Below are 12,622 nucleotides of genomic sequence, written 5' to 3'. Positions count from 1 at the left end.
TAACCTCTGTCATCCGACATAGATATTATTTAGCACTCGACCCAGATGAGTGCAAGCAGCAGAACCAAGTAATCTGATACAGAACCACAGAATCGAGGTGAGGACGCCGTTTGATCTCCCCACCCTCCCCCGGCGACCCGGCACTGCGCTGGCACGGCGATCCCCCGCCACCATGCGGTAGGCGCCAATGGCACCTGGCCGACGAGTTCAGCAACTGGATGATCGCAGCGGCCCCGGTCGCGGCGACCGCCTGACACCGACAACCCCGCAGACCGATACCCGGTCCATCTGTCCTGGGAATTCCGTTCTGCTCGAACACCCCCTGGAGGCTCTCGGCCCGGCTGCCGCGTCCGGCTGACTCGACCCAGGGTTCAGTCGGCCGTCCACGGCCGCAGCTTCTCCGGATTCCGGATCACCCAGATACGGGTGATCCGGCCGTCGGCGATATCGAAGGCGTAGACCGACACGACAGTGCCGTCGAGCTCGGCGACCAGCCCGGGCTGTCCGTTCACCGTGCGTTCGGTGAGGGTCGGCGCGAGGCCGCGGGCAGCGATCTGCATCCACGCGGCGGCGATCTGCTCGCCGCCGACGATCGGGTCGAGGAACGACAACGCGAGGCCGCCACCGTCGGCCGTGGCGACGGCCCGCGGATCCAGCAGCCCGACCAGCGCATCGATGTCCATCGCTTCCCAGGCCCGCTTGAAGTCCCGGACCACCTCGGCGCGTTGGGCATCCGGCGCACCCCGCGCGGAGTCGATGCGGCGGCGAGCACTGGAAGCGAGCTGACGGCAGGCCGCGGGGGTGCGCCCGACCACATCGGCGACCTCGGCGAAGGTGTAGCGGAACACGTCATGCAAAACGAACGCCACCCGCTCGGCCGGCGTCATGGAATCGAGCACGACGAGAAAGGCCATGCTGATCGATTCATCGAGGGTGATCTGGTCCGCGGGATCGGCGGGCCCAGGCCTACCGAACCAGTCGGAGCGACCCGGCACCGGCTCCGGAATCCATTCGCCCACATACTGTTCCCGCCGAACGCGCGCGGAACCGAGCAGATCCAGGCAGATCCGGCTGGCGACCGTCGTCAGCCACGCGCCCGGCGAGGCCACCTGCCGCCGCCGGCTGTCCGACAGCGCGTACCAACGCGCATAGGTCTCCTGCAGGACGTCCTCGGTTTCGGCGAGCGAGCCGAGCAGCCGGTAGGCGAGATTGATCAGCTGCCTGCGCTCGGCGATCACGGTGTTCAGATGCGGGTCGGTCATGTCGGCTCCTGCGGTCTCCTGGTCTGCATCTTCCGACGAAATACCGCTCGGATGTGTGAGGTGACCTGACATTCCGGACGGCTGTGTCGTCGGAAGGTCGAGAAGCCCAGCAAACCAGGAGTTCGAACATGATCAGAATCGGCATCCTCCTCGGCAGTACCCGCCCCTCCCGCACAGGCCCACAAGTCGCGCAGTGGGTCCTGGACACCGCATCGCGACGCGACGACGCCGAATTCGAGCTGATCGATCTGCGTGATCACCCGCTACCGCATCTCGACGAGGCCACCCCGCCGATGTTCGGCCCGTCGGTGCACGCCCACACCCGCGCCTGGGCTGAGCGGATCGCGCCGTTCGACGGTTTCGTGATGGTGACCCCCGAGTACAACGGCGGCGTCCCCGGTGTGCTGAAGAACGCCATCGACCATCTGTGCGCCGAATGGACCGACAAGGCAGTGGGATTCGTCTCCTACGGGGTGAGCGGCGGCGCTCGTGCGGTCGCGCAGCTGCGGGTGGTGTGCAGCACGCTGAGCATGGCCGATGTGAGCCGCCCGGTGGAGATCTCGCTGCTCACCGATTTCGAGAACCACACCACTTTCACCCCGCGTGACCACCATGTCGCCGCCCTGGGCAAGACGCTCGATCAGCTGGTGGCATGGAGCACCGCGCTCGCGCCACTACGGGCGGGCACCGACCCCACCCTCGTCACCTCGAGAGGATCCCGATCATGACGGTACCCAGCTCACCTTCGCACGCCGACCGCACCCACAGGGACGACGCCCCGCTCCGCCGCCAGATCGCGAAGGTGATCGACGGTCTGCGCGCCGGAGACCTCGAGGCCGTCCGACGGGCCTACACCGCCGATGTCGTCTCCTTCGATGTCGAGCCGCCACTCCAGCATGTCGGGATCACCGCGAAACTCGACAACTGGGCCCGGGTGTTCCAGGTCTTCGAGACGGTGACCTACGAAATCCGGGACCTGACATTCACCATGGGCGAGGACGTGGCGTTCGGGCACGCGTTCGCTCGCCTGCGCGGCACGCTCAGGACCGGGGCGGAAACGGACGGCATGTGGGTCCGTGTCACCTACGGGATGCGCAAGATCGACGACACCTGGTTGATCTCGCACGATCAGGTATCGGTGCCGCTCGATATCTCGACCGGTCATGGCATGGTCGACCTCGAGCCCTGAGCACACGCCTACGTCGCCATCCGCCGGGGATCGCGCCGGATGCGATCCCCGCTGGTGCTGATCGCCTGGATTGCCCCACCGGGCACCAGGACTGCGACGATGACTGTGGCGGCCTTCCGCCGTGTCGACGATCGCCTTCCCGGTGGATCCACCGGTTCGCCGAGGTCCACAGGAGCCGGCGTCGATTTCGTGCCACCGCCGGTGAGGCCCTGAATACACTCCGTCGGCGCTGCGGATTACGTATCGGGTCCATGGGGGCTTATCGCTGGCGCGGTCGTACGCGCCCGCTTGCCCGGAGCGGCGCGGCTGAATTGTCGAGTCGCTGCGAGCGAATCGAAGTTTCCCGGCCACGTCGACAGCCGCTTCGGGTCGGCGATGACCTGGCCTCGTCGAATCTCACCGACCAGGTCACGACCTGTGATCGCCGCAGCAGCGTACGCGCCGCTGAGCATCGAGCCGACAGTTCCCGGGCCCCATACCGTGCTGGTTCCGGCCAAAAATAGGCCACGGACGGGGGTTTCGGTCCCCGGACGCAGTGGTCCAGCCTGGTCGAGGCGAAGCGCAAGCCCAAAGGGTGCTCCTGCCGTATTTCCGACGAACCGAGTCTGGGTCGCAGGGCTTCCCAACTCGGCGAGCCGAACCCGCGACGACGCCCCCGGATAGGCTTGCTCCATCCGTTCGAGCATTCCGTCGAGCACGATCTTCTTGATCTCGCTGTAGCGGCGAGTATTGCGGTACTCGCCCGATTCGACGTCATAGCCGTCGAATCCCCACAGCCTCGGATCGGCCGGGGTGATCGTCTGCACCTCGATCGTGGCGTGCCCCTCGGGCGCGGCGGCATGGTCCGGGTCACGGCGTGACGAGGACTGCAGGTACATCGGCTGCCGCGCCGCCATCGCGTGTGCCCAAGCACGTCCGTCGCAGAATCCCTTGCCGTCGATAACACTCCGCGAAAAGCGGGTCAACGAAAGCAACGACGTGGCCACACCCCAGTCGGGGATCGCGAAAAAATTGCTGTTGAGCTGGCTGTGGACGTCGAATTCGACACCGAAGAATCCGTTGATCAACGGATGCGACATCGACCAGTGTTTGACACGTTCGCGATGAAGCCTGGGTAGGTGTTCGAGACCGACCAGCTCCTTGTAGGTTTTGATGATGTCGGCGTCGGAGACCACCGCAGCCGCGGCGATCTCCTCCCCGCTCATCAGCCGCACCCCAGTAACCCGCCCGTTGTCCACCAAGATCTTCTCGACCGCGGCGTTGGTACGGATAGTGCCACCATGCGAGGTGATCACCTCAGCGAACCCAGCTGCCAGGACCTGTCCTCCACCGCGCGGGTAGTAGGCGCCTCCGCCGACATAGTCCTGGTAGAAGCCCGCCATTGCCGCCGTCGGCATGCTCAGTGAACTCGAGGCGAGCGCTCCGCATTGCACCGACAGCGCGAGTACGGCACGTGGCGAGAATCCGCACGAGGCCAGGGTGGCGGCATAGGGCATTGCGAGGAACGGCGCCGCCCAACCCGCCGCGGCAACCCACCGCGCCAGCGTCGCCGCCGGGCGATGCGGGCCACGACGATCCAGGCTGTCGGCGAGTCGGTGCATGATCGAGTGAAACCGGCGAACAGCCCTCTGCTCGTCGGGGAACGCTACAAGGAGCTCGGCGAGGAATGATTCCCAGCCGACCGGCACGTTGAGAGCAAAGTCCGGAGCGATAATGCGGTCGAATGCCGACTCTTCCAGCGGAAGCCATTGAATACGGTCGTCGAGTGCGAGTCCGTGAATCATCGCCGAAACGATGCCTCCTGGCCCGCAATCGCCGACATAGTGGACTCCGCAATCGAATTCCCAGCTGCCGCGACGTCGGAAGACGTGCGATGAGCCGCCGAGTACCGAGTATCGCTCGAGCAGTATCACTCGTTTACCTGCCGCTGAGAGGTGGGCAGCCGCCGACAGTCCGCCAAGGCCCGCGCCTACGACTACAGCGTCGAACCCCTTTGAAGCGGCGCCGTTGTGCTGCGACATGGCAGTTCCTTTCCGGCATCCGCCCGTACGGCGTCAACCCAATCCGGTATTGATTCCGACATGTTTCTCGTTGGGGGCATACCACCCGGTCACGGTCCACGACTTCTTCGAACCACGCTGAAACCATCGCCAGTCGTGGCGCGGCATGATGCCCGTCCCGCGGATTATGGGACAGCGGAGTGTCGCCGATGGCGTCGCTAGCTGTCACCTGCGCCGGAGACGGTCTAGCCGGGCAGTACGTGGGTGCGGAAATCGGCGTCTTTGCCCGCGAGACCTCGTTCGACGAAAACTGCCATGAACCTGATTCCCGCGGATGCGGCACGCCTCCGCACAAGCGGTATTCGGTAGACCTGATGAACGAAGCGCAATCCTGCCGCCATAGCGGCCACGATCGGCGTCAGCAGCTTGTGGCGCCGAAGCCCCAACTCCTCGGGGACCCGCAGGCCCCCGTACCGTGTAGAGGCGGGCAGCTTCAGCAGGTTCCAGCCGATGGCTTCATGAGCCTTCAACGGCAGCGCGCGAAACCCCGTTGTCTCGGACAGACCTCGGTAGTTCGCCGCAACAAGCGCCTTGCTCTGCGCGTCTGGCCGGTACAACAGCCCGAGGATGCGAGCGTCTATGTCGCGTTGTACATCGAGGGAACTCTGAATGCACTCCACCGGGGCACCTTGGAGCCGTGCAACCCACTGCCACATCCGCATCCAGGACTCGATTTCGCGCCGGCTCGTCGGTCCGGCAACCCACTGCGCGATCGCTGCACGGTACCAACCGAACAGGAATACACCTGCACCGAGCGAGAGGGAACTGACCGGCACTCCGTCGAGCGTCCACTTGCCGCTTCTTTGCAGCCCAATCCGAACCATGGTGTGCATGAGTCGTACCCGAACCCACGTTTCCCACTGCTGACCGCCGGGTTTCATGCCCTCGACATCGAACGTCGAGATGAAGCCCCGGGCGGTTTCGAAAAGGCGCCGACTGTAGTCACCACCGTCGCGTAGTCGCCCGGTCGCGGCGAAGACCGCGGCCGTGTGGCTATCGAGGTAACTCCACGGCAGCGCGCCATGGAAGCCCAGGGCGAATCCGATCGGGTTGCGAGCAGCCCAGTCGACGCCATCCTGCAGTTCGTCGAAGTCCAGCCAGGACGGCACATACTCGACTTCAGCCAGGAAGTCGACCGCGCTTCGAATTCCCTGATCACGCAACGTACGAGCGTTGGCGATCAGATCTCCCTTCATCATGTTCCGCGCTCGCATATCCGCGATCAGCGCCTCGCCCAGAGGATCTCCCACGTGATCCCATGCTTCATAGTCGATTTCCTCGGCTGAAGCGATCACCTCCCGCGCCGGTATCAACGCCGCAGCAACAGCATCGGCGACTCGAGCGTCGAAGGATGTATGTCCCGTCGGCGGCTCGAACGACGATGACGAACGAACAAACTGGGGCGCCATTGCTTGCAACCTCCTGGGAATGACCATCTCCGGGCTCCCGGCGCCGTGCGCCGCCATAGAACCCTTCAGTGCTGTGTGTGACACTGTCACATACAGCACTTGACACTGTCAAGTGGGCCGGTGGCCTCGACATCCGGATCCCCACGTCGCGGTAGCGGCGGCGCTCGGCGAGGGCATCCGTCAGCCCTGTTCAGAACCGGAGGCCGACAGGCTGTAGACACGTACCCATGAGCGACGCCACAGCTGACGTGCCCTCTGTGCAATCACTACACGACCGACTCCTTGTCGCCGCTGTCGCCGAGATCGACGATGTCGGCATCGACCGGGCCAGTTTGCGGTCGATCGCGCGTCGGGCAGAGGTGTCACATCAAGCACCAGGGCACCTGTTCAAGAACAAGACCGGCCTGCTCACGACGCTGGCGGTTCGAGTCATTCGATTGCTCGGCTCCCAGATGAGCGAAGCACGGTCGGCCGCGCACGCAGCGGGAACCAACGGCAAGGACCTCGTCGTGGCCATCGGCGCCGCCTACATACAGTTCGCGGTCAGCCGCCCGGCACTGTTCGCGTTGATCAGCCGCTCGGAAATGCTCGACCATACGATGATCGAACTTCGCGAGTCGCTCGATACCACGTGGCAGGTGCTCACCAGCGCCGTTCGCGACGCGCAAGCAGAGGGGTGGCGAAGCGATCAGCCCGTCGAAGATGTCGCGCTCATGTGTTGGTCAATCGTCCATGGTCTGGCCGCGATCCAGATCGGCCGGCTTCAGCCGACCGAACTACGTGATCATGACGCCGTCGAGTTGATCCACTCCGTGGCCGGCCTCCTCTAGCGAGCTGTCGAGCGGGAGAGAAGTCCTTGCCCTGTCGACCGGCCCACCTTGCGACACCAGGTCGATGGTCGACTGATGCTGCGACGTGGGCGGAACGCGCGCCCGGTACGCGTCTCAATCACGCGGCGGCACGGCGAAGGTCGAGCTCGTGAGCGTCGTTCCGTCCCAGCGCTTACCGGTCAACGTCACCGCGACGTGGTTGCCGTCGTCGGTGATATCGAGCACTCCGTATTGCCCGCCGCCAGGGAAGACGCCGTGGCTGTACGGCCCACCCTTCACGCTTCCGGGACGGTCCAGAGCCGCCGCCTGCAGGATGGGAAATCCGCCGCCGCCCTGTGCCGAGTAGTCGGAGTTGGTGCCGTCGTCGATGGCCACCATGTGCGCGTCACCACCGACCATCACGAGGTTCCGCATGCCGGCCGTGGCAATCGCGTCGGCGATGTATCGACGTTCCTCCGGATGCCCAGGCCAGCCGTCGCCCCCCGGATTCGCGGCACCGATCCACGGCAAGGAATTCCCCCAGACGACAAGAGCATGTGTGCGACTCGAACGCACCAGCTCATCGACGAGCCAGGCCCGCTGTGCGGCACCCAGTACCGAATCGGACGTGGCACCCGATCGGTCGTCGGTCATGACGAACCGGACCCGCCCGATCGTGAAGGCCTGGTTGATCGTCCCCTCCGGCGCGACGAAGGGGTAGTGGGGAACAACCGTGCCGAACGCAGTACGCGACGCTTCTCTGCCCGGCGAGTCCGCCCCCGCGTCATTGGGGCCGTAGTCGTGGTCGTCCCACACGTAGGCGACCGGACTGCCGCGATAGAACGCGGATTGGCCGGGGCTGGTCAGGACCCGGTCGTACGCGGCGAAGAACGGCCCGGGAACAGTGCTTTCGATATTCCCGTAGTGCAGATCGCCCAGAGCCAGGTGGAGCAGCCCGCGCTCGCGGGCCAACGCGTCGAAGACGGCGCCATCCGACCCGACCCTGGCACAGGAACCCGCGGTGACGCGGAACGACAACGGCCCCACCGCCGGTGTGCGGAGGTGCCCGACGCCGCGGGTACCGTCCGGCTTCCCATCGACGACGACGGTATAGCTGTAGTCGGTGCCGGGGCGGAGCCCGTCGACCTCCATTCGCGCGATCCGATGCTCGCCCGCCGCGACAGCAGGGGACTCCACCACCGCTCCGTCCGCCGCGGTGAGCCGCGCGCTCGCGCGGCTGTGACCGTCGGCCAGCCGGGCATTGACCGTCACCCCGTCGCTGCGCAAGCCGCCCGACCACGACCACTCGACGCGATCCACGTCGAGTACGGGTGCTGAACTCGCCGGATGCGTAGGGCCGAAATAGATGGCGTACACCCGATTGGCGCCGACCCAGGTGCCGACGAGCAACAGCAACGTGACCACCGCCAGGATCACCAGCTCGAGCGCGGTACGCCGATGCTGCCAGCTCAGCCACAACAACACTGCGGGCACCATCGCGCCACCCGTGAGTAGCATCGCGTAGACCGGCTCGTACTCGATGGCGGCGAAGATCCCGAGGCAGCTGGCCGCGAGCGCGATCAGTACCGCGCCCACCGCCTCCCAGCGCCAGGAGATCAACGCACCGAGCGAAACCAGGGCGGCGAGAGTCAACTGCACCGGCGTTTCGATACGCGAACCGAAGACGAAGCCTTCGCCGTTCGACGGCACTCCGACGGTCATGGTCAACACGGCCAGGGTCAGCGCGGCAGCGGCCGCCGACAGGTGGGCGAGCACGCGGACCAGGCGAGCTCCGGAGATCGTCAACGGGATCACCCCGCGCGGGGAATGGTGCTGCTGCGGATGTGGCGACCACAGACAGCTCCGGCAGGCGACGTGCGCACGGGGCTGCTCGATCACCCACCGGGCTCCGAGGACCAGCGCCAGGCCGATACCGGCACCGCCGAGTACGTCGGTGGGCCAATGCAGTCCCTCGGCGACCCGATCGATCGCGGCGGCAGCGGCCGCCAGTCCCATCACCGTGGTGAGCAGGGAGATCACGCGGCGGCGATGCAGCAACGACGCGACTGCCAGCGGCACCAGACCGGCGATCAGGACAGCCTGGATGACATGGCCACTCGGGTAGGAATCCCACGCACCGGCCAACGCCCCGTCACCCGGGCGCGGGCGCTCGATCGCCGCCCGCAACGCGACACTGGCCAGCAATCCGAACCCCGTCGCGACCGCGTAGCCGACGGCGAGCGCCCGGCACCGTAGCGAGGCCAGCCCGACCAGAACCACCAGTACCAGCACGGTTCTCGTGTCGAATGCCGCAGCCGTGAACCGGGACCACAGGGGCGCGGACAATCCGTCGAACCACGCCGCGGCCGTGCGGTCGAAGCCGTCGACCACATACGGCGACGCGGCGACGACCAGCGACAGCAGAGCGGAGGCCGCGGTGGCCGCCATGAACCCGGCGCCGAGCTGCCACGGTGGGCGAGCGAGCCACTCGGCGCCGTCCACCGGCCGGGTGGTCAGCGGGGTGTTGGTCAGCACTCGCGTCAAACGAGAAGGTGGTGCCGGGTAGCGAACGAACACGACCGCGGCGACTGCCGCATAGCAGGCGGCTGCCACCGCCACCGCGAGCGACAGGCTCAGCAACCAGGCGATATCGGCCACCCAGCCCGGCTGCTGGAAGAAGTTGGCGACCGATCCGATCGTCACGTACAGAGCCCCACCCGCGAGCGTCAAGGCGATCAGCAGATAGACCGGCCGCGGCCGCAGGCCACGAGCTGCGGCGGTATCGGACTCGCCGGTGGCGGTCGCACTACGCGCGACCGCGTGCCCGGCGATGCTCGCTCGTTTGGCGCGCGAGGCGTCATCGCTGCTGCGCAGGAGCTCGCGCAATTCGCTGGCCAGCCAGAACAACAGTCCGACGCTCATGATGGCGGGGACGAAGATGTGCAACCGATCGACACCGAGCAACGCGGCGCGGGCGCGGTCACGGGGTGAGTAGGTCATGGCGTGGTTCCTTCGTCGAGGATCGTCACGGTCCCTGTGGTGCCGTCGACTTCCACGCGGCGTCCATCGAGCGCGCGTGCGGCGCCGGGGAGGTTGAACACGGCGGGCACGCCGAATTCGCGTGCCAGGATCGCGGCGTGTGACAGTGGACCGCCTTGCTCGATCACCATCGCGCCGCAGCGCATCAGCAGCGGTGCCCAAGAGGGGTCGGTGGTCGTCGCCAGGAGAATCTCGTCGTTGCCCAGCGGCTGATCCGGTCGGGTCAGCCGACGCGCGACACCGCGAAATCGACCGTTACCCGCGGCCCAACCCTGCAGCTGCGGTCCGGTCGTGGCCGTGGTGGGCGCGATTGTGCCGGGGTCGCCTCGGAAGTTCTGTGGCAGCGGCTCGAGCTGCTCTTGACGAAGCACCCGGCGCCGACGGCGATCGAGCACCGCGGGCACGGGCAGCCGCCTCGTGCGCGCGGCCGCCCGAAACTCACCGACGGTCAGCAATTCGATATCCGCCGCGCGGGTGAGGACACCGTCCCGCACCAGCCGTCGACCGAGTTCCAGATGCACCCGGCGGATCTCCCCGCCCAGCAACAGGATCGCGCTCTTGACTCGTTCGCGGCGCTCGAACTGTCCGCGCGCCTCATCGATGAGCCGTTCCACCTGGCGCAGGCGCAGCCAGCGGCCGATGTCGGACTTGGGGCGTCGCGGGCCCCTGTCGATCATCTCCATGACGCCTCGATCGCGCTCGGCGCAGTTGCGCGCGGTGACCGGGTCGGCGGTTCCTGCCCGGACTCGGCCCAGGTCGGGCCGCAGGGGATCGCCATCGATGCTCGCGGACTGGGCACGATGACCGACCCGGGAACGGTCGACGTAGCCGCCAGTCGCGCCGCGTCCGCCGCCGAACCGAACCGCGCGAGCAGCAACCGAAGCCCTTCGTGAATGGCGCCCGCGTCCGCCGCGACCGTGATCTCGGCAGCCATGGCCCGGGTGGACAGATCGATCAGCGCAAGGTGGTAGCGCATCAGCTCGCTGTCGTCCAGTACCTCCGATCGGGGTGCGGTGCGGTCGATTTCCCGTGCGGCGTGGATCGCGACGTCGGCGTCGAATACGGCGCGGCGCCGGGCTCGCGCCGCGCGAGCTCGGTGCCGCAGCGCGGCGACGCGGGCGGCGAGCCCGCGCGCGGCATCCGGTGCGATCGCCGATCCCGTGACCGCCGCGTCCAGGGCCGCCCGGCCGTGGAGCCGAACCAGCAGCTGGTGTGGCGCGGTCATCGCGCCGAGGGGCAGCGTGCCGAGATCGTCGAACATCGCCCGCAGCGCCTCCTCGACGATGAACGAGCAGACATCCCAGCGCAGCGGCGGCAGCACTCCGGGAAGCATCTCCGCGATGCCCGCGGTGGTGAATTCCGCGCCCGGCAAGTCCCGCGTGTCGGTGTCGCAGGGGTCCTCATCCGCGGCGTTCACCGTGATCGGCCGGGCCTGGACGATCCAGAGCCGGAGTCCGTCCCAGGCCCATTCGATGTCCTGCGGGCGCCCGGCTCGCTGTTCGATCTCGCGCGCGACGGTGACCAATTCCGCGGCTTCGGCCGGGGCTTCGGCCGGCACCTTCCCGTCCGGCACCAGCACTACTCGCGGCGTCTGCTTACCCGAGACCAGCGTCTCCGCCAATCCACGCACGGTCTCGATCCGCACTGTCCCCGCGGGACCGGTGGGATCCTGGGTGAACAACACCCCGGCCCGGACCGCGGGCACCATCGACATGATCAGCGCGGCCATCGCCACGCCCTCGTCGTCGATGCCGAGTGCACGGCGATAGGCGCGGGGCGCCGGGTGATGCAACGAGGAAAAGACTGACAGCACAGCGCTTTCGACGGCCGCCCGGTCGCTGGGATCGACGTCGAGAACCGAGTGGTACTGACCGGCGAACGACGACGCGTCCATGTCCTCCACCGTCGCCGAGGAGCGCACGGCCACGGCGCGGCCTGCGCCTACCCGCTCCGCGACCGCACACACCTCGTCGATCAGGGTCCGGGGAAGACCCGCGCGGGAGAACGCGGCATCGACTTCAGGGGCGGGCACCGGCTCACCGCGATCGAGACGCGCCAGCAATTCGGCGACAGCGGGCCGACGGGCAACGGCACGGTATGCCGCTGCCGTCACGCAGGCCGCCGCGGGGACCTGGATGCCCCAGCCGATCAATCGGTCCAGCGCTGCGGCTTTGCCGCCGACGAGGCCTCCGCTGCACCCGGCGCCCGACAGGATCAGCACCTCGGTGCAGTCGGCCGATGCGGTGGCGCCGAGCGTGTCGATGCTCGTCATGCCGGGTCGTTCCCACTGGTGAGGCCCAGACGGTAGGCGGCGACGGCACGATCGGCGACCCGCTCCACCGGCTCGTCGCCCGCGGCGGCGCGATCTTCGAGCCATCGAGTCAGATCGTCGCGGAGACCGATGGATCGCCGTGCACCGGACAGCCGAACGGCCGCCGCGGCGGTGAACACGATGCTCGCGCCGAAGACGACCACCAGATCCCAGTTGCGCCCGGCGGCGGCATCGACCAGCCCGATGAGGGAGATCGCGCCGACTGTGATCATCAGCCCTCGCGCATGGTCGCCGACACTCATCGCGCAACTCCCGTGCCGGTGCGAACATTCCTCATCTTGATCTCCTCGAGTCGGACGGGGGCGGGTCGTTCAGCCGACGCCGCGCCGCCGTCGTTTCCCCAATTCGACCAATCCGGTGACTATTTCGTTAGGGCCCCTGGTCCTGGCCACAGGTGCCTTTCGCCACCGGCGATTCCGGCAGCCGAGGGCGTCGGGACGGTTCCAGTGACACGAGCGCGAGCTGTCGCACCGGAGAAGCGCCGGCGATCCCGCTGGTTTGTCGGCGAAAACCCAGGGCCTC

Annotated in this window: 10 protein-coding genes; 3 read left to right on the top strand and 7 right to left on the bottom strand. The window is 67.2% G+C overall.

Translation table 11 applies throughout. From position 1 onward, the window contains the following. Nucleotides 1–371 precede the first annotated feature (371 nt). Complete coding sequence (gene sigJ / locus ATM97_RS17360; protein WP_218719068.1) at nucleotides 372–1,262, bottom strand: RNA polymerase sigma factor SigJ; 891 nt, start codon at nucleotides 1,260–1,262, stop codon at nucleotides 372–374. A 128-nt stretch (nucleotides 1,263–1,390) separates the two neighbouring features. On the opposite strand from sigJ, the gene ATM97_RS17355 reads away from it, so the two are divergent. After that, on the top strand, nucleotides 1,391–1,990 hold the full coding sequence (locus ATM97_RS17355; RefSeq protein ID WP_218719067.1) for an NADPH-dependent FMN reductase: 600 nt from the start codon (nucleotides 1,391–1,393) through the stop codon (nucleotides 1,988–1,990). Continuing rightward, nucleotides 1,987–2,451 (top strand): nuclear transport factor 2 family protein, encoded by a 465-nt coding sequence (locus tag ATM97_RS17350; protein WP_218719066.1) that lies wholly within the window; start codon nucleotides 1,987–1,989, stop codon nucleotides 2,449–2,451. Before ATM97_RS17355 ends, ATM97_RS17350 begins: the two co-directional genes overlap by 4 nt. 236 nt (nucleotides 2,452–2,687) lie before the next feature. Here the strand turns inward: ATM97_RS17350 and ATM97_RS17345 are convergent, their stop codons facing one another. Then, the gene (locus ATM97_RS17345) at nucleotides 2,688–4,472 is read right to left on the bottom strand and encodes an NAD(P)/FAD-dependent oxidoreductase (protein WP_218719065.1); all 1,785 of its coding nucleotides are present in this window, start codon (nucleotides 4,470–4,472) and stop codon (nucleotides 2,688–2,690) included. Nucleotides 4,473–4,696: 224 nt separating this feature from the next. Further along, complete coding sequence (locus ATM97_RS17340; protein ID WP_218719064.1) at nucleotides 4,697–5,947, bottom strand: oxygenase MpaB family protein; 1,251 nt, start codon at nucleotides 5,945–5,947, stop codon at nucleotides 4,697–4,699. Between the two features lie 200 nt (nucleotides 5,948–6,147). Here ATM97_RS17340 and ATM97_RS17335 point away from each other — a divergent pair, with 200 nt between their 5' ends. Beyond that, nucleotides 6,148–6,750: a TetR/AcrR family transcriptional regulator gene (locus ATM97_RS17335; RefSeq protein ID WP_218719063.1), complete on the top strand. Its 603-nt coding sequence runs from the start codon at nucleotides 6,148–6,150 to the stop codon at nucleotides 6,748–6,750. Nucleotides 6,751–6,864: 114 nt separating this feature from the next. Here the strand turns inward: ATM97_RS17335 and ATM97_RS17330 are convergent, their stop codons facing one another. From ATM97_RS17330 to ATM97_RS17315, 4 genes are read right to left on the bottom strand one after another with little or no spacing between them, the layout of a single operon-like run. After that, a complete protein-coding gene (locus tag ATM97_RS17330) occupies nucleotides 6,865–9,729 on the bottom strand; it encodes an alkaline phosphatase D family protein (protein WP_218719062.1) in 2,865 nt (954 codons plus the stop codon). Further along, nucleotides 9,726–10,445 (bottom strand): PEP-utilizing enzyme, encoded by a 720-nt coding sequence (locus tag ATM97_RS17325; protein WP_218719061.1) that lies wholly within the window; start codon nucleotides 10,443–10,445, stop codon nucleotides 9,726–9,728. The genes ATM97_RS17330 and ATM97_RS17325 overlap by 4 nt, the downstream gene beginning before the upstream one ends. Then, the gene (locus ATM97_RS17320; protein WP_218719060.1) at nucleotides 10,442–12,040 is read right to left on the bottom strand and encodes a PEP/pyruvate-binding domain-containing protein; all 1,599 of its coding nucleotides are present in this window, start codon (nucleotides 12,038–12,040) and stop codon (nucleotides 10,442–10,444) included. The genes ATM97_RS17325 and ATM97_RS17320 overlap by 4 nt, the downstream gene beginning before the upstream one ends. Further along, complete coding sequence (locus ATM97_RS17315; protein ID WP_218719059.1) at nucleotides 12,037–12,312, bottom strand: hypothetical protein; 276 nt, start codon at nucleotides 12,310–12,312, stop codon at nucleotides 12,037–12,039. The genes ATM97_RS17320 and ATM97_RS17315 overlap by 4 nt, the downstream gene beginning before the upstream one ends. Between the last annotated feature and the right edge of the window lie 310 nt (nucleotides 12,313–12,622).

It is taken from the genome of Nocardia sp. MH4 (assembly GCF_019266065.1).
GTDB classification, from domain to species: domain Bacteria; phylum Actinomycetota; class Actinomycetes; order Mycobacteriales; family Mycobacteriaceae; genus Nocardia; species Nocardia canadensis.
Note: the sequence above shows the minus strand (reverse complement) of the source record. Positions and strands in the feature narration are given on the sequence as shown.